This window comes from Clostridium puniceum, from assembly GCF_002006345.1.
GTDB lineage: Bacteria > Bacillota > Clostridia > Clostridiales > Clostridiaceae > Clostridium > Clostridium puniceum.
The window spans coordinates 61,520-79,304 of record NZ_LZZM01000132.1 but is presented as its reverse complement, the minus strand read 5'-3'; the positions used below and the strand labels follow the sequence as shown (position 1 = coordinate 79,304).

Here is a 17,785-nt window from a genome sequence, read left to right as displayed (position 1 = left end):
GAAACATTTATGTATAGCTCCTTGCTGTCATTTTTGTGTACAAACTCAATTATAACAAGGATTTATCATAAATGTTTTTTATTTTATTCATTTGTAAAATTATTCAAGCATTTTTGCACTATTATAGTTTGTATTTTCAAGAGAAGGTCTATCTAAAGCTAAATTCATTCCAATTGCATAAAGAGCTTCAGCAAGATCATGAGGCTCTACAACTACAGTTCCTTCCATAAATCCTTTTTGTATTAAATCTTTAGCTGCTGGCATTCCGTCAATTCCTACAACTGGAATTGTTTTTTCTTTATCGCCTTTATTATATCCATATTTCTGTAAGGCTTTAACAGCACCTACTGCCATAGCATCATTATTTGAAATTATCGCTTCAATTTTATTACCATGTTTAAGAAATAGAGATTCAATAGAACTTCTGGCACAATCTTCAATCCATTCACACTCAGGAGATGAAAGTTCTTCCGTTTTTATTCCAGCATCATTAAGTGCTAAAATAGAATATTTTGTTCTTAAATATGTTAATGGACTCCCAATTCTGCCTTTTAGCATAATATACTGCAATATGTTATCATGATTTTTATCTATAGATTCTTTATTAGAATTCCATTCATCAACAAAAATTTTCCCCTGCATAGTACCTGATTGCTCAAAATCTGCTCCAACAACTACAAATTTCTTATAAGGTTTCATAAATTTTATTATCTCCTCTGCAGGATCTGGATTTAAAATTACAGGAATATTTTTTTCCATGATTTTGCTTAAAATGCTTTCTACATCCTTTAATTTTTGACTAATTATTCCTATAATAAAAAGGTCAAAATTTTGCTTAAGAGCATTATCAATGCTTTCATTTTGTGACATTTGATTATCTTTTCCATCAAAGAAAGTAAATTCAACTTTATTTTCATTTTCTTTTTGAATAAGTTCTAAATTTTCTTTAAGAAGAGAAATATACATAGCATTAGAATTATCAAAGAATACGGCTATCTTAACTGGTTTCTTTTCATTAAAATCAGGACTAGCATATACGTTATTTTTAGAAATTTCTGCTGGAAGAGCTATTATGGTAAGTAGAATCATAATAAATATTATTATTTTTTTTAAAACGCTCATTTCAATCCTCCATAGTATGTCTTTAATTATAATGATTAATCTTAGGATGTGTTTTAATTAAAAAAATATCCTCATTCTATTTTAGTTAATACAAAATAAAATTTTTTATTACTAACATTTTGCAAACGTATAGATTTTCTTTCACGCATATATTCTCTTACTAAAATTTTATTAATGATCTTATAAAAAGTGCCTAAGAAAAATACTATAAGTATACTTCTCAAACACTATGATTTTTATTCCATAAGTATATTAAATTCCAATAATTTTGTTAATATATTTTTAATACAAATTTCAGTTTGAAAGTTGATATAACCAAAGATACGGATTTTTTCTTAACGGAACCTTTTTGAATTATATTTTAATATAAGTTAGTTCAACCATACCATCCACTATTTTTGTTTCAATAAGCCTAAGTTTAGTTTCTGGATTTTCCTTTAAAAAAAGTGGAATTCCTTCTCCTAAAATAGTTGGTATTACGGTTATAATATACTTATCTATAATGTCTTGTTTAATAAATTGATCAATTAATTTTGCGCCTCCAACAATCCAAATATCTTTTCCCTGCTGTTTTTTTAAATTTTTAATGTAACCTGCAATATCTTTCGATATAAATTCTACTTTGTTATAACTTTCACATTTCTTTGTAGTTGCTACATAACACTTCTTTCCTTCATAAACCCAAACACCAGGTGATAGTTCATTAATGACTTGTTCATATGTAATTCTTCCCATTACAATAGTATCTATTGTCTTATAAAACTCATCATATCCATTATCAACATTAGTATCATCATTATGTCCACTTAGCCAATCAACCGCTCCATTATTTCTTGCTATATAACCATCTAAACTCATTGCAATATAAAGTATTATACTTCTTTCCATAAGATTACCTTCCTTAGCACTTTGTTCTACCTAAAATTAAATAACAAATTGAAAAAACAGCCATTTGGTGTTTAAAAATATTTCTATATATAACACTTCTGAAAAACAGCATTTAAAAATTTCTTCTCCATTTCATATCTTTTATAATAACCGTATTAACTACTTATTAAGAGATTCTTTCCACAAGTTCTCATCTCTAAATCCTACCAACACAAAATCTTCTCCAACAACAATTGGCCGTTTAACCAGCATTCCATTTGTTGCCAAAAGTTTAATTTGTTCTTCTTCTGAAATTGCATTAAGCTTCTGACTTAAATTCATTTCTTTATATAAATTTCCACTGGTATTAAAAAATTTCTTAGTTGGAATTCCACTTAATTTAATCCATTCTTTAAGTTCTTCAAAGGTTGGATTATTCTCTACTATATGTCTATCTTCATATTCAATTTTATATTCATCTAACCATTTCTTTGCACGCTTGCAAGTTGTACACTTTGGATATTCTACAAATAAATAAGCCATCAATTTTCCTCCAATCAATTTTAAATAAACTTTGACTTATTATATACCATTGTTATTATTGTTTTCAAGAAAAAAGTGCTATCCCAAGCTTTTAATTAATAGTTTTACACTATCAATTATAATTTGTCTAATTCTAGATCTTGTTTGTCTTCCCCTACAAGAATCTATTAATTCTACATATCTTAAAAAACTTCTTATACTTATTTATAAATATCTGAAAATTCAATATTTATATTTTGAACATATGCTTCTTTTGAACAATCCTGATTAATTTCTGCTTCCTCTTCTTCTGGAATAACCTTTGCTGGCAGGGTTATTATAAACTCTGTGCCTTCCTTATACTTACTTTTAACTGCTATTGTTCCACCATGGAGTTCAACCAAAGCTTTCACTATAGTTAATCCTATGCCACTACCTTCATGACTTCTATTTAACAATGAATCTACTTGCTTAAATCTTTCAAAAAGCTGTGGCAGTTTTTCTTCTGGAATTCCTATCCCTGTATCTTTAACAGAAATAATAACTCTATCGCCTTTATCATGTAAATTAATATTAATTTTATCTCCTGGATTCGTAAATTTAGTAGCATTTGAAATTAAATTAAGCAAGATTCTTTCTAGTTTTTCTGAATCAAAAGCCATAATTTTTTCCTCTTGATCTGTATCAAATACAATAGTTCTCAACATAGGTTTTACATAATCAGCAGTTGATTGTATTATATCCTCTGTAATTTGTATTATGTTTTGATTTTTTAAATCAAGCTTAATAAAACCAGAATCAATTTTGGTCACATCTATTAAATTGTTTACTAATCTCATTAATCTATAGCAGTTTTGTTTTATATTACTTATATAATTTTTTATTTTATCAGTATTTATCTCTTCATCTTTACTTATGACAACATTAAACAACTGAGCTGTTGAAAAAATAATATTTAAAGGTGTCCTTAACTCATGTGACATGTTGGCAATAAATTCAGTTTTTAATTTATCATATTGTACTGTTTCTTCTAAGAGTCTATTGTTTTCTACCAACATATTATTAAAACTATCTGCTAATATTCCTATTTCATCATTGCTATCAACCTCACAGTGAACTGTCAAGTCACCTTTCTCAGCTATCTCCATACACCTTTTCAACTTATTAATTGGTTTAACTAGAGTATTGGCTAGAAATAATGCTATAATTCCACCTAAAACAATTATTATTGCTCCAGTAACTATTGTAGTTGTTATGATTGATTTAGATGAAGCTGTTAATTCATCATAATTAGCAGTAATAACTATATACCATTGCCAAGGTCCAAAATATTTATAATAACCTAATTTTTTAACTCCATTGCGAGTATATTCAATTATTCCACTTTTATTTGAATTTATTCTTTTAACCAAATCATCATCTTCAGCATTTTTTCCTGCTTCTGATGGATGAATCATTATATTTCCTTCAGAGTTCAATATATACACATAGCCAGTTTCCCCTAATTTAATATTACTTAATGTTTCTTCTAAGTATTCATTAAGAATTTTATTTCCTATGCCTATTGCTCCTATAACTTTTTTATTTTTATCTAATAATGGTTTCATTCTTGTTATATAACCATTACCTTGTATCTCAATATTACCTATAAATTCTTTGTTATCAATTATTTTTTTATATGCTTGTGAATCACTAGAAATATATGTGCCTCTTACACTATTATCCTTATTAAAAAGTGTGCTAGAAACTCTTATAAGCTTATTATCATTTAATAAAAATATAGTAGCAACAGTACCCGTAGACTCTTCAATCTTGTCAAGTATAGTATTATCTAAAGATAATTTTTGGTTTCCTTTATATAGAACAGGTAAATTAAACTCTCCAACTTTTATACTTTCACTATAATTTATCCTTAAATCAGTTAAATTGTTTAGTAAGTTATTTGCAAAATTTAGATCACTATAAGATTTTTCTGTTAATAAGTCATTTCGTACACTAAGGGTTGTAATAATTGATTCTGTTAAACGCTGACTTTTTTCATTTACTTCTTTTAAAACTGCATCATCAGCTTTTTTAGCAATTAAAAACCCTAAAAGACTTACAGCAAATGCAATTAACACCAAATAACTTATCATAAGCTTATATTTTATTCTCATTAAAAATCCTCTTCCCATGTCTACAATTAATCTATAAATTAAAAATAAATACCAATAGCATATTTCATTTAAGTATATCTGCTTAATTATACCACAAAACTAACAAATAACACCTATATTTTTCATTAACTTACAATTTTACTTGAGATAACAACATACTATTTATTGGATATTTTCGTCAAATTATATTTATATTGCAAAATACATAATCTCTCTAAGAAATAAATATAGACGTAAAGTAAAAAACAAATTAAGTATTTCTACCTAATTTGCTTAAAAAATAGTTATTATCAGAAAATATATATTATTTTATATCACTTTTAGCATCTTTATCATTATAATTTAAAAATGCATTAAGAACTACAGCAACTATAGATGTTGTAACTATACCACTGCTGAAAATTGATTTGAAAATACTAGGTGTTTGTACAAGAAAATCAGGTACCATAGTTATTCCAAGTCCTAAACCAAGAGAGACAGCAACAACCATCATATTTGTGCTTTTGCTAAAATCTACTTTTGAAAGCATTTGAATACCTGCAACACCAACCATTCCAAACATTATAGTTGTAGCTCCACCTATAACTGGTTGTGGAATAATAGTAGCTAAAGCTGCAAATTTAGGCATTAATCCGAGTGCCACAAGAATGCTACCAGAAGCTATAACAACATAACGACTTTTTACTTTACTTAAAGCTAAAAGTCCTAAATTTTGATTGAAGGTTGTATATGGGAATGAATTAAAGATACCACCTAAAAGTGTTGCAAGCCCTTCTGCTCTAAGTCCACGTACAATATCTTTTTCAGTAATTTCTTTTTCACATACTTTACTGATTCCAATAAAAGTACCTGTTGATTCAATCATTACTACTAACATGACAAAGGTCATCATGATTATTGATCCAAGATCGAATTTTGGAAGTCCAAAGTTAAATGGATGAACAATACTTATCCATTTTGCATTTAACACTACTGTAAAATCTACTTTGCCCATAAAAGTTGCTGCTATTGTTCCTACAACAATACCATTTAAAACAGAAATTGCTTGAAAAAATCCTTTTAAATATTTATTAGATATTAGAACAACAATCATCACTAATGCTGCCAGAAAAAGATTCTGCATACTTCCGAAGTCTTTAGCTCCAGCACCACCACCAGCACTTTTTATTCCAACACTTACTAAAGAAAGACCTATCATTGTAACTACTGTTCCTGTTACAACTGTCGGGAAGAATTTTAATATTTTCCCATATAATGGAGCTGCAAATATAACAATAAGTGCTGCTACTATTATAGAACCATAAGCGGTTTCCATTCCTAAATTTTTACCAATAATAATTAACGGGCTGACGGCTGCAAAGGTACAACCTAAGATTGCAGGTAATTTAATACCAACATATGACCCTACACCAATTGCTTGAATTAAAGTTGCAATCCCACAAGTAAATAAATCTGCTGCAACTAAAAATGCTAACTGTTCTGGTGTTAAACCTACAGCACCACCAATAATTAATGGTACTGATACTGCACCAGCATACATAGCTAGTACATGTTGCAATCCTAAAGCCGTAAGCTGACTTATTGGAAGCATTTCATTTACTTGATCTTGTCCCGAATAATTGTTTTTTGACATAATTACCCCCTTGAATAAAACTTTTTAATAATTTAAATAATTTCGAATGTATTTTCTAAATATAAACAAACAATATACAAAAATAATCTATAAATACAGATTATTTTTACTAAATTATTGTTTTCCACCATAAAATTATTCTACCATAATTTTTAAAAAAGTCGAATGTTTTTTTATTTTCAAAAAAAAACATTCGTAAATATATTTACACTAGCAAATATATAATTTACATAAAAAAATCGCAAATTCATCTGAATAATACGATTTTCAAATTGATTATTTAGTTTTATATATTAGTCTTAATCAAATTTTGACATTTTAACTAAATCCATTGCTCTTTTAGTTATTAAATCTATAGAGCTAGATATTTCACTTGTAGTTATATGTTGATTATCAGAAATATGTCCAGCATCATTTACATCTTCTATTACTTCTTTTACTGTCTTCTCAATCTGTTGAAGTGAATCAGATACTTTTATAGCCGTTTTTTTGCTTTGTGTAGCAAGTTTTCTCATCTCACTAGCAACAACTGAAAATCCTTGTCCATCAACACTAGCTATTGCATTATTCTTAATAGAACTAACCCTATTATTTAGTTACTTTGCACCAGCTACAATTTCCTGTATAGAAGCATTTGTATTTTCAATCGATGTTCTAAGATCCTCCAACACCTCTTCAATCTGACTTACTTTATCTATATTTAGGATTACACTAAAAAATCCTACAACTTCATTATTAGAATTAATAATAGGATTGATAATAGATTTCATTGTGACACCTGCAATTTCTCTAGGAATTATTGTAGTTGTTGTTTTCCTTATAGTTATTTTTGATATTAGCATATGCAACAGTTTCTTTTGTTGCTCCCTTGCATAAATCTAATATAACCTTATGAAAGTTTAATAAGTTCTTATTTTTCGTTTTTAAGCATTCCCATAACTATTTTCTCTGCTGTTATTGGCAATGTTCTTATATTAACTTTTGTTCCATTATATATAGCATTAGCTAACGCTGGTGCTGGTGTATTAATTACTATTTCACCTATTGATTTAGCTCCAAATGGACCTGTTGGTTCGAAGCTACTTTCAAATTCTACTCTTATATTTCCTACATCAAGACGAGTTGGAATTTTATATTGCAGAAATGAATCATTTCTCATTCTTCCATTTTTATCATAGCTGATGTCCTCATATAAAGCCATTCCTATACCTTGGCCAATTCCACCCTCTACTTGGATTCTTGAAAGATTTGGATTTATTACAGTTCCACAATCTACAACTGCAACATAATCAATAATATCCACTTTTCCAGTTAACTTGTCTATTTCAGTTTCAACAAGACCAACCATAAATGGTGGTGGTGAAACTTTTGAGCAATGCGATTCACTAGCACTTAATAATTGACTTCCACCAACATAAGTAGCATTACCTAAATCCCTTAAACTCATTTCTTTACTATCTTTAAGTGAAAATACCTTTTGTCCATCAAATTCTACATTTTCTATTGAACAATCAAGTAATTTAGCTCCTTCTTCTACTATCTTATTTCTTAAGGTTGCACAAGTCTTTACCACTGCTCCACCTGTAATATAAGTTGTACTTGAAGCATAAGAACCAGTATCATATGGTGACTGATCAGTATCAACCCCATGAACAACAATGTTATCTACCTCACAATCCAAACAATCTGCTGCCATTTGAGCTAGGATTGTATCACAACCTGTCCCCATATCAGATGCACCTATCATTAAAGTATAGAAACCATCATCGTTTAATTTTATTTCAACTGCTGCAGTATCTACATTAGATATTCCTGAACCTTGCATCGCCATAGAAACTCCAACCGATCTAACCTTACCATTGCCTATATCTCTACATGGATATTTATTATCCCAATCTATCATTTCCTTAGCTTTAGCTAAACATTTATCTAATGTACAACTATTAGCTGTTTCGTTATAGTAAGCTGGCATTACTTCTCCTTGAGATACCATATTTAGTTCTCTTATTTTAACTGGATCCATATTAAGTTTTACTGCCAATTCATTCACTGCAGATTCTAAAGCAAATAATCCTTGAGTAGCTCCATACCCTCTATACGCTCCACTTCCCATGGTATTTGAATAAACAACATCATATTCAAATTTATAAGCATTAGCACCATTATATAATGGCATCGATTTATGTCCTGACAATCCTACGGTTGTTGGTCCATGTTCACCATAAGCTCCATCATTAGATAAGGTATACATATAAATCGCCTTTATAATACCATTTTCATCAGCACCTAAACGTACTTTAATTTCCATTTCGTGTCTTGGACTTCCTGAAGTCATGCTTTCTTTGCGAGTATAAATCATCTTAGCTGGTTTTCCTGTTTTCATGGTTACAAGCGCTGGAAAAACTTCTGATACAACACTTTGCTTAGCACCAAAACCTCCACCAATTCTTGGCTTAATTACTCTAACCTTTGACTTTGGTATTTCAAGCGCATTAGCGAGTATTCGTCTTACATGGAATGGAACTTGAGTTGAACTTGTAATATTTAATCTTCCGTAAATATCAAGTTCTGTAAAAGTTCTGAAGGTTTCCATCATAGCTTGGTTATTGGACTTAGTATGATATGTTTGCTCTATTACATTAGCACACTTACTTAATTCTTCTTCAACATCACCAAAGGTAAAGTTTCCAGTTGAACAAAGATTTCTCTTAGCATCTGTTCCTGTAAAATCACATAATGCTTTGAAGTCTTCTTCTGGATGAACTATAATTTTATTATCCTTAGCTTCTCTAAAATCTAATATGGCTTCTAAAACTTCATATTTTACCTTTATTAATTTTAAGGCTTTATCTACAGATCTATCATCAACTCCTGCAACTATTGCAACAGGATCGCCTACACATCTAAGTCTTTTATCTAAAATCAATCTATCATAAGGACTTGGTTCAGGATAAGATTGTCCAGCCATAGTAAATCTAGACTTTGGAACATCTTCATGTGTTAATATACATTCAATTCCTGGCACTTTACTAGCTACAGCTGTATTAATTTCCTCAATTAATGCATGGGCATGTGGACTTCTAAGTACTTTTACTATTAAACAATTGCTTGGCGCTATATCATCTGTATATACTGGCTTACCAGTTACAAGAGCCATAGCATCCTTTTTTCTTATTCCTTGGCTTACTGATTTCATTTCCTTAGTCCTCCTTTTTATATTCTAAATATTTCTTAATTGCACGAAGTTGACTCATATATCCTGTGCAGCGGCATAAGTTTCCACTTAAGTATTGCTTAATTTCTAATTCAGTTGGATTAACTAACTCCTTCTTCATAGCTAGTACATTCATAATAAAGCCTGGACTACAGAAACCACATTGTTCTGCTCCTTGATCTGCCATAAATCCTCCAAACTTTTCTACTTCTTCTTGCATACCTTCTAGTGTTGTTACATGTAATTTATTTGCTTTCGCTGTAAGAGTACTACATGATAAAACTGGTTTCCCTTCCAAATGGACAGTACACAAACCACAATTTGCAGTTTCACAGCCTCTTTTTACACTATAGAAGCCCTTGCCTCTTAAATAATCAATTAATAATGTATCTGGCTTAATATCATCTTCAAATACTTTGTTATTTATCCATAATTTGATTTTCATGAGTACCTCCCATAACTTCTTCTATTCCTCTATTAATAAATACTTTAGCAAGAATTTGTCTATACTCCTTACTGCCTCTCATATTAGTTCCAAACTTAACTTCTTTAATTACATAATCTACTAAAGAATCAATTTCTTCTTGAGTTGGATTTTGACTAAGAATTCCATCTACTTGATTTACTAAAATTGCCCTTTGAGGTCTAGCTCCTAATACAAATTGCCATTTATCCTCTAACTTTGAAATTGCTACTGCAAGAACTGGAATATCTGTAGCACTCATTCTATGTGTTAAATAAGATACTTTTCTTGTATCTTTCTTAATTATAATCCTTACTAAAAGATCTCTATCATAATACATATCTTTATAAGTTGATAATGGAATAATTCCACCATTATGAAGTTCTACATAAGTATCTAAAGATAATAAACATGTTAAAATATCTGAAAAACCAAACCTAGAATAAACACTACCTCCAATAGTTGCACAATTTCTAAATTGTACTCCTACTATATGCACTAAGGATCTTGCTATAACACCATTAAAATAAGAATTTAATGATTCATTAACTTCCATATCTCTTAAAGTGCACATGCATCCTATTTTAAAACTTTCTTCATCTTCTTGAATTTTATCTAAACCTAATTTTGATAAGTCAATAGCTGTTTGAATATTGCGGCTCCCCATCTTTAGCCAGCCAATTCCGCCTAATATAGTATTGCTTCTTTTTTGATTTAATTCATATGCTTGTTCCAAATTTTCTGCAACTACATAATTTTTAATTGTAAACAAATTTTTCCCTCCTATATCATACTATTTCTGAATGTTCTTGTTATCTATTTTAAATATTTTATGTATATAAATTATTCATTAAACTCCAAAAGTACTTTTACCTTTCCTCCGCATGCCATTCCTAGTTTAGCTGATGCCGAGTTAGACAAATCATATTCTTCTATAGTAGATTTTTTAGTTTCTATAATCTCTAAGGCTTTTTCATATACTGCATTTTCTACACTTCCACCACCAACAGTTCCAATAAAACTTTTATTTTTAAATAAAAGCATCTTAGTTCCAACACCTCTTGGTCCTGAACCGTGTTTTTCTATTATTGTTGACAACACCATAGATTCATTTCTTGTGCTAAGTTCCTTTAATATATTATTGTCTATATTGCTAATATCCTTTTCATTTTTAATTTGAATAATTTCTCCTAAAATACTTACTGCTATTTCGGCTGGAGTTTTAGCACCTATTTTAAGTCCAATTGGCATATGTACTTTTGCAATATCTTCTTTTGTATAACCATTTTGAAGCATACTGTTTATTACAAAAGCTACCTTACCTTTGCTTCCAATCATTCCAACATAACAAAAGTTATTTTTAATTATTGTTTCTAAACACTTTCTATCATCTTTATGACCTCTTGTAATTATTACAAAGTATGTATTTTTATCAAATTTTATTTTCTCGAATGCTTCCTCAAAATTGCTACATATAATCTTATCTGCCATAGGAAATCTCTCTTTATTGGCAAATTCATCCCTATCATCAATTATAGTGGTATTAAACTCTAACAACTTGCCCATTTTACATAAAGGTAGTGCAATGTGACCTCCTCCGCAAATAACTAAATTAGGATTTCCTATAATATGTTCTATAAATAATTCTATTTCATTCTCTAACTTTAGTATATATGTTCCTTTATTAAAATCCACGATTTTTAAAATTTCATTCCAAAAATCTTTTAAGTTATCATTTTCTATTGAAATACTTTCCTTATATTTTGACAATTTCTGCCCTATTATTATTTCTCCATTATAGCTTCCTTTTATAACACTTATTACAAAAGCTTCTCCATTTAAATTCAGTCCATTGAAAAGCTTCTTATAAAAATTCTTTTTCATCTTAAATTCTCCAATTCTTCTCTAGTATCAATATCCACAAGCTCTATCTCATAGCTAATTTGAACTTTTTCTAAATCATCAAGGTATTTTTTCATGATAGATTTTCCACCAATATCACCATTTAAACTTAACAGTTCATGTCTATATTTCCCGGAAAATATAGCTGGGTTCCCAAACTTGCCATTGTGCTCAACACAAGCCATACCTTTATTACTTTTTGTAAATCTGTCAATTAATTTTTCCATGCTCTGTAATGATATAAAGGGCTGATCACACACACAAAACATATATGCATCTGCTTCAATATCTTCATTTATACCTAGTTTAATGGAATGAGATATTCCTAGATCACTGTTTTCATTCATAATAACTTGTATATTATATTTTGATAATGATGCTTTAATTTCTTCATATTTAGTAACTAAAACTATTTTATTAAAGTTTAATTTTAAAATTTTTTCTACAACATTCATATACATTGGTTTATTATTAATTGTTGCTAATAATTTATTTCCTTTAAATCTAACACTATTTCCTGATGCTAATAAAATTAAATTTATCTTCATTATTTTAATTTTTAATTATACTTTCTAATTATTATTGTATAATTCCTTTCATTATCTTTTAAGTAAGTTACAATAAAGAATTTAATATTTCGTTTTATGATTTGGCATTATTTTAAATATAATTCATTAATTATATCTTAATTTTTCTATATCCAATAACAGCTGCACCAATTGCACCTGCATATTGGCATAAGTCATTGGTTAATACTTTTCTATTAAGGTAACCTTCAAGGTTTTCCCTAAAAGCTTCTGATAGTGCAAGTCCACCACTAAAAAATATATCTCCATGTAAACTTAGTTTTTGTGCGAAATTAGATGTTCGTCTGCAAATCGAATGAATTATTCCAAGAGCAATATCACCTCTATGAACATCTTTTGCAAGAAGGCTGATAATTTCACTTTCAGCAAAAACAGTACACATACTTGATATATTTACTGGATTTCTATTTTTCACAAACTCATCTATATTAGCCATCTCTTCTTCTAAAGTCCTCATCATCACCTCAACAAATCTCCCAGTTCCAGCTGCGCATTTATCATTCATTAGAAAATCTACAACATTTAATGAATCATCTAACAAAATAACTTTAGAATCCTGACCACCTATATCTATAACTCCTCTAATAGTAGGATTAAGAAAAGCTGCTCCTTGAGAATGACAGGTTATTTCAGTTACAATTTTATCAGCTTCTTCTAACAAGTTTCTACCATATCCTGTAGCTATTGTAATCCTACCGCCTTAGAATATAGTTCATTATAAATTTTGTAAATGCTTTCTTTTGGCTTTGAAGAAGTTTTTAAGATCATTGTTTTAACTATTTTTTCTCCATCAAATAATACTCCTTTTGTAGTTGTTGAACCTGAATCTATTCCTAAAGTATATTTATCCATTGTTTGCCACCTTATATTCTTAATGTTTATTTATATATAAATTATAATAAACTAAATCTTTACTAAAAAATAGACTCTGTCAGGTTAAATTATTAATATATGATATAAAAAAACAGGTAATACAATACCGCTTCTATTCATAATTTAACCAAACTATTTAAAAGAATGATAAACTTGTTTCAGTTATTATTTACTAACTTTATTATTTTTGATAGATATTATTCATTCTTTAACTAGCATATTCATTTATGAAAGAAGTATTAGTATAATTAAATAAAAAACCAGGAGGAAGATATATGAGTAATATAAAAGTAATTATTATGGACGTGGATGGTACATTAACTAACAGTAAAAAAGTAATTACTGAAAAGACTAAGAATGCTTTAATTAAAGCACAAAAGAATGGTGCTATATTAATCCTAGCATCAGGAAGACCCACATCTGGATTAATGGATTTTGCTAAAGAATTAAAAATGGATGAAAATCATGGACTTTTAGTTTCTTTTAATGGTGCTAAGGTTATTGATTGTCAGAGTAATGAAGTTTTATTTAATGAAACCATGAGTGTTGAACAAGGACAAGCAGTCCTTGAACATATGAAGAAATTTAATGTTAAACCCATGATTGACAAAGGCGACTATATGTATGTTAATGATGTTTTTAACAATGAGATTCATTACAATGATACACTATTAAACATAATTCAATATGAATCTCGTGGCGGTAAATTCAAGCTATGTGAAAAGGATGATTTAGCAGCCTTTGCTGACTATCCATTAAATAAAATTTTAACTGCGGGAGACCCTGAATATCTACAGGCTAATTATAAAGAAATGATGGAACCATTTAAAGACACTTTAAGTTGTATGTTTACAGCACCTTTCTACTTTGAATTTACTGCTGACGGAATTGATAAAGCTAAAGCGTTAGATACTGTGCTAATTCCTATAGGATATAAAAAAGAAGAAATGATTGCTTTTGGAGATGGGCACAATGATACCTCAATGATAAAATATGCTGGTATCGGAGTAGCTATGGCTAATTCCGTACACGATTTAAAAGCTGTAGCTGATGAAGTGACTTTATCTAATGAAGAAGATGGTATTGCTTATACACTAAGTAAGTACATAACTGATATAGATATTTAGGACACAATAAAAAATAATAAACAAGCATACTGATCTATTATTTTTTGATTATGACTAAATTATACTTAAACTCAAAACACCAAAAGCTAATAAAATATTGTATAATGTTCATGAGGTGATGTTCATGAATATTTTTAGTAAATTGAATAAACTAACCAACTTAACTGAAAATGAAAAAACATTAGTTAATTATATGCAAAATAATCCAGAAACTTTTGCAAAAATGAGTGCTCTTGAAATTAGTGAAGCATGCTTTATTTCAACCTCTACTATTTATAGACTATGCCAGAAATTAGATTTATCAGGGCTATCAGAATTAAAAGTAAAAGTATCTGTATCTATTAATGAGTATTTAAAAGAAAAGAGTTCAATAGATTATAATTATCCGTTTAAACAAAATGAAACTCAATATCAAATTGTATTAAAATTGAAAGAATTATATGAACAAACATTAATGTCTTCATTAAATTTAATAGATCTAGAGCAATTAAGATTGATTTCTGCTGTTTTAAAAAAATCACAGCAAATTGATTTTTATACCTCTGCTGGAAATCTTTATTTTGCAGAAAACTTTAAATTTCAAATGCAGGAAATTGGAACCCTTATCAATGTTCCAATAGAAGAGTATCATCAACTTTTAACTGCATCTACTAGTGATGAAAATCATATTGCGATAATAGTTTCCTTTGAAGGTAGAGGAATAATAATACAAAGAATAGCAGATATACTAAAAAAGAATAAAACACCAATTATTTTAATTTCTTCTACAAATGAAAATCCTCTTACTAAATATGCAAATTATCAATTGTATTTAAGTTCAAATGAAAACCACTTTAATAAAATTTCATCTTTTTCAACAAGGTTATCTTTGTTATATGTTTTAGATTGTATATATACATGCTATTTTAAATTTAACTATGACAAAAATATAAACTATAAACTTGATACATACAAAAAATTATCTGGAAATAATAATAAAATTTATTAAACAATATAACAACACTCATTTATGCCGCTACATTTCAATTTATTTAAATAGTTTCTTTAGATCTTCTAATAGTTACTTGTAGAATGTAATGGATATGTAGCTGGAGAAATTAATCTCTAGGCGTAGCATGTTATAGGAATATTCAAGCTAAATATATGTATTCTAACTATCCACATATACTTAATTAATAATTTATAATTAACAACTATATTAGACTATAAATTTTAGCTTTAATATTCCTTCCTTAAATAAAAAGACGACGCTTGCACTTTAATTTTATACCTATTGGCTGTATACGTTCGATAGTTTCTCGAGGTAATAATCATCTTGTATTTTTAATAGTTTCTTAATTTCAGGTATATCTTTTTCTGTAAAATTAAAAATTGAAATCAACTCAACTCCACAGCGATATACTTGCCTTTCATCTGGATAAATAAAATCATATCCTTCTGTTCCATCACATCTTCCGCAACCATAACATCCAGTATATTTTCCGTCATATTCTTCAATAACATTTTTAATACCATGTTTGAAAATATCGGAATATTCCTTTGCTGCAAAGAATCGTAATCTTAGCCCTGGAATATTCCTTTCGCCGTATTTATATCCGTCATGCTTCTGTTCTTTAGCCTCCATTTTCAAAATTGTCTTTTTAACTTTATTCTTTCGAAAATCAATGATAACATCACTGGTTTTATTTCTTACTGGATTATAACCGAGGTTTACCGCATATTCACCCAATTCTAAAAACATTAAATTATATTTTACATCTATATTTGATAACAATTCATTTAAAATAGATCTATGTCTTTCATTCATGTTACCTACCTCCATTTTTCGTTAATATATTTCTTCCCATTAATAATCCACGTAGTCTTTTATGCAAATTGAAGTTTGTTAAACTTCATATTATGTTTATAATGTTTAAATATTATTAAATCATTCAGTCACATATTTATCACTAATGACAGGATATTGATAATTCCATTTATCCGCAGTTTCAATAGATATTTTAAGGTGACGCAATTGTTGCTTAAAAGATACTTTACAGCATCTTCACTAAAACGAATAATTCCCTTACTTAAATATATTTAAAGCATTTCTATAAATGCAGCCATTCTTGTATTCAATTGCCCTATATCATTTGTAGAAAAATCAGTTTCAACGCTCATATAAGGCTTATTTTTTTCATTATTCACAAATCTTTTAATCGATAAAGTCTCCACATTATATGTGTGACAAGCTGTTAAAATCACATCAACTACAGCATTTACTTTATATTCATCAATCATTTTATTAAGCAGTTTAATTCTATTAGGATTAGGTGTCATGCATGAACATCCAATTGATAAATATTTACGAGAAAGAGCATCATAAATATCTGGATTTTCTTCATCTACTAATTCATCAACAGCTTTTGCAACACTACAATTTTCAAAAGCAACTACATATGCGCCATTATCTTCAATTGCTTTTATAACTTTTTCAGCTGCGCCACCAATAGGACAACCAGTAATTAATATACGTGGTTTAGATTTATATTTCTTCTTTGCTTCATATTCTAAATTAATCTTTTCAATAAGTTCATCCATTTGCTCTGGAATCTCTTCCTTATTAAAACTAAAGGTTGTCCCATTCATAACACTAAATATATCTTGTCCGAGCATTGCAACAGGTTCTTTTTTACCAAGTTCATAAAATTTTTTTAAAGCTTTGCGTTCATTATTTTTTATCTTAATTGCTTTCCTTATATCATCTTCACTTATTTTTACATCAAACATTTCTTCTAAACTTGTTTTCAATTTAATAACTTCATCTTTCCATAGCTTGAGTCCTGCTCCACTTTGAGAATTTGGAAGCTCCATAACATGTACCGGTTTATAATCCGAAAGATATTCATACATTTTCTTTTTTCCATCACAAGTAGTTTCTCCAACAATTAAATCTGAAAAGAAAAAGAATGGGCATTTATCAGTTTTAGCAAAACCATAACTTGATTTTATTAATGGACATAAATTACGTGGAAGATCTTGTTCAGCATCAGCAATAGTTTCATCAGAAGTAGCGCAAAGTGAGACAGTTGCTGCTCCCATAGCTAATGCTATTTCTTGTGGAAAATATGTACAAAATACTCCTATTAGAGGTATGTCCTTTTCTTTAAGTTCCTTAGCTTTAACAAAAGCATTCCTTCTACCTTCAGCAAATTCTTCAAATATTTTTGGTAAATTCTTTTGTAATTCCATTTTATTATTTCTCCTCATAATATATAATTTTTTCGTTTTGCTCTTTTATTTAATTTCCAAATTTATGCTTTTCTTATATGTTTTTATA

The 17,785-nt window shown here is 28.7% G+C and carries 16 protein-coding genes and 1 pseudogene; 2 read left to right on the top strand and 15 right to left on the bottom strand.

Annotation, left to right across the window (positions count from 1 at the left end):
* Positions 1–99: 99 nt before the first annotated feature.
* The 13 genes and pseudogenes from CLPUN_RS10340 to CLPUN_RS10285 form a co-directional block, all read right to left on the bottom strand.
* Positions 100–1,122, bottom strand: a complete 1,023-nt coding sequence (locus CLPUN_RS10340) for a galactose ABC transporter substrate-binding protein (protein WP_077847203.1) — start codon at positions 1,120–1,122, stop codon at positions 100–102.
* Between the two features lie 354 nt (positions 1,123–1,476).
* Complete coding sequence (locus CLPUN_RS10335; protein WP_077847202.1) at positions 1,477–2,010, bottom strand: dihydrofolate reductase family protein; 534 nt, start codon at positions 2,008–2,010, stop codon at positions 1,477–1,479.
* Positions 2,011–2,169: 159 nt separating this feature from the next.
* Positions 2,170–2,532, bottom strand: a complete 363-nt coding sequence (locus CLPUN_RS10330; protein WP_077847201.1) for an arsenate reductase family protein — start codon at positions 2,530–2,532, stop codon at positions 2,170–2,172.
* Positions 2,533–2,732: 200 nt separating this feature from the next.
* On the bottom strand, positions 2,733–4,667 hold the full coding sequence (locus CLPUN_RS10325) for a Cache 3/Cache 2 fusion domain-containing protein (protein ID WP_077847200.1): 1,935 nt from the start codon (positions 4,665–4,667) through the stop codon (positions 2,733–2,735).
* A gap of 304 nt (positions 4,668–4,971) precedes the next feature.
* Positions 4,972–6,300, bottom strand: coding sequence for a nucleobase:cation symporter-2 family protein (locus tag CLPUN_RS10320; protein WP_077847199.1), 1,329 nt, complete (start codon positions 6,298–6,300; stop codon positions 4,972–4,974).
* A gap of 299 nt (positions 6,301–6,599) precedes the next feature.
* Positions 6,600–6,860, bottom strand: coding sequence for a methyl-accepting chemotaxis protein (locus CLPUN_RS28670; protein WP_278281619.1), 261 nt, complete (start codon positions 6,858–6,860; stop codon positions 6,600–6,602).
* 36 nt (positions 6,861–6,896) lie between these two features.
* Positions 6,897–7,142, bottom strand: a complete 246-nt coding sequence (locus tag CLPUN_RS28665) for a hypothetical protein (RefSeq protein ID WP_242954102.1) — start codon at positions 7,140–7,142, stop codon at positions 6,897–6,899.
* Between the two features lie 68 nt (positions 7,143–7,210).
* On the bottom strand, positions 7,211–9,496 hold the full coding sequence (locus CLPUN_RS10310; RefSeq protein ID WP_077847198.1) for a xanthine dehydrogenase family protein molybdopterin-binding subunit: 2,286 nt from the start codon (positions 9,494–9,496) through the stop codon (positions 7,211–7,213).
* Between the two features lie 4 nt (positions 9,497–9,500).
* On the bottom strand, positions 9,501–9,959 hold the full coding sequence (locus CLPUN_RS10305) for a (2Fe-2S)-binding protein (protein ID WP_077847197.1): 459 nt from the start codon (positions 9,957–9,959) through the stop codon (positions 9,501–9,503).
* Entirely contained in the window at positions 9,934–10,749 is an 816-nt protein-coding gene (locus tag CLPUN_RS10300) for an FAD binding domain-containing protein (RefSeq protein WP_077847196.1), read from the bottom strand. Before CLPUN_RS10300 ends, CLPUN_RS10305 begins: the two co-directional genes overlap by 26 nt.
* 71 nt (positions 10,750–10,820) lie before the next feature.
* Positions 10,821–11,861, bottom strand: coding sequence for an XdhC family protein (locus CLPUN_RS10295; protein ID WP_077847195.1), 1,041 nt, complete (start codon positions 11,859–11,861; stop codon positions 10,821–10,823).
* Positions 11,858–12,430 (bottom strand): nucleotidyltransferase family protein, encoded by a 573-nt coding sequence (locus CLPUN_RS10290; protein ID WP_077847194.1) that lies wholly within the window; start codon positions 12,428–12,430, stop codon positions 11,858–11,860. Before CLPUN_RS10290 ends, CLPUN_RS10295 begins: the two co-directional genes overlap by 4 nt.
* A gap of 127 nt (positions 12,431–12,557) precedes the next feature.
* A pseudogene (locus CLPUN_RS10285) lies at positions 12,558–13,318 on the bottom strand (acyl-CoA dehydratase activase).
* A gap of 296 nt (positions 13,319–13,614) precedes the next feature.
* On the opposite strand from CLPUN_RS10285, the gene CLPUN_RS10280 reads away from it, so the two are divergent.
* Complete coding sequence (locus CLPUN_RS10280) at positions 13,615–14,466, top strand: Cof-type HAD-IIB family hydrolase (protein ID WP_077847193.1); 852 nt, start codon at positions 13,615–13,617, stop codon at positions 14,464–14,466.
* 124 nt (positions 14,467–14,590) lie between these two features.
* Positions 14,591–15,454, top strand: a complete 864-nt coding sequence (locus CLPUN_RS10275) for a MurR/RpiR family transcriptional regulator (RefSeq protein WP_077847192.1) — start codon at positions 14,591–14,593, stop codon at positions 15,452–15,454.
* Positions 15,455–15,736: 282 nt separating this feature from the next.
* Here CLPUN_RS10275 and CLPUN_RS10270 read toward each other — a convergent pair whose 3' ends face one another.
* Together CLPUN_RS10270 and CLPUN_RS10265 are read right to left on the bottom strand one after the other, a co-directional pair.
* Complete coding sequence (locus CLPUN_RS10270) at positions 15,737–16,288, bottom strand: hypothetical protein (protein WP_158078748.1); 552 nt, start codon at positions 16,286–16,288, stop codon at positions 15,737–15,739.
* Positions 16,289–16,545: 257 nt separating this feature from the next.
* Positions 16,546–17,697, bottom strand: a complete 1,152-nt coding sequence (locus CLPUN_RS10265; RefSeq protein WP_077847190.1) for a double-cubane-cluster-containing anaerobic reductase — start codon at positions 17,695–17,697, stop codon at positions 16,546–16,548.
* Between the last annotated feature and the right edge of the window lie 88 nt (positions 17,698–17,785).

What these genes read in the sequence shown, in the direction of transcription:
- CLPUN_RS10275 (WP_077847192.1), top strand. Translation starts at nt 14,591, where the DNA reads ATGAATATTTTTAGTAAATTGAATAAACTAACCAACTTAACTGAAAAT.
- CLPUN_RS10335 (WP_077847202.1), bottom strand. Translation starts at nt 2,010, where the DNA reads ATGGAAAGAAGTATAATACTTTATATTGCAATGAGTTTAGATGGTTAT.
- CLPUN_RS28665 (WP_242954102.1), bottom strand. Translation starts at nt 7,142, where the DNA reads ATGCTAATATCAAAAATAACTATAAGGAAAACAACAACTACAATAATT.
- CLPUN_RS10325 (WP_077847200.1), bottom strand. Translation starts at nt 4,667, where the DNA reads ATGAGAATAAAATATAAGCTTATGATAAGTTATTTGGTGTTAATTGCA.
- CLPUN_RS10265 (WP_077847190.1), bottom strand. Translation starts at nt 17,697, where the DNA reads ATGGAATTACAAAAGAATTTACCAAAAATATTTGAAGAATTTGCTGAA.
- CLPUN_RS10320 (WP_077847199.1), bottom strand. Translation starts at nt 6,300, where the DNA reads ATGTCAAAAAACAATTATTCGGGACAAGATCAAGTAAATGAAATGCTT.
- CLPUN_RS10280 (WP_077847193.1), top strand. Translation starts at nt 13,615, where the DNA reads ATGAGTAATATAAAAGTAATTATTATGGACGTGGATGGTACATTAACT.
- CLPUN_RS10270 (WP_158078748.1), bottom strand. Translation starts at nt 16,288, where the DNA reads ATGGAGGTAGGTAACATGAATGAAAGACATAGATCTATTTTAAATGAA.
- CLPUN_RS10310 (WP_077847198.1), bottom strand. Translation starts at nt 9,496, where the DNA reads ATGAAATCAGTAAGCCAAGGAATAAGAAAAAAGGATGCTATGGCTCTT.
- CLPUN_RS10340 (WP_077847203.1), bottom strand. Translation starts at nt 1,122, where the DNA reads ATGAGCGTTTTAAAAAAAATAATAATATTTATTATGATTCTACTTACC.
- CLPUN_RS10330 (WP_077847201.1), bottom strand. Translation starts at nt 2,532, where the DNA reads ATGGCTTATTTATTTGTAGAATATCCAAAGTGTACAACTTGCAAGCGT.
- CLPUN_RS10305 (WP_077847197.1), bottom strand. Translation starts at nt 9,959, where the DNA reads ATGAAAATCAAATTATGGATAAATAACAAAGTATTTGAAGATGATATT.
- CLPUN_RS10295 (WP_077847195.1), bottom strand. Translation starts at nt 11,861, where the DNA reads ATGAAAAAGAATTTTTATAAGAAGCTTTTCAATGGACTGAATTTAAAT.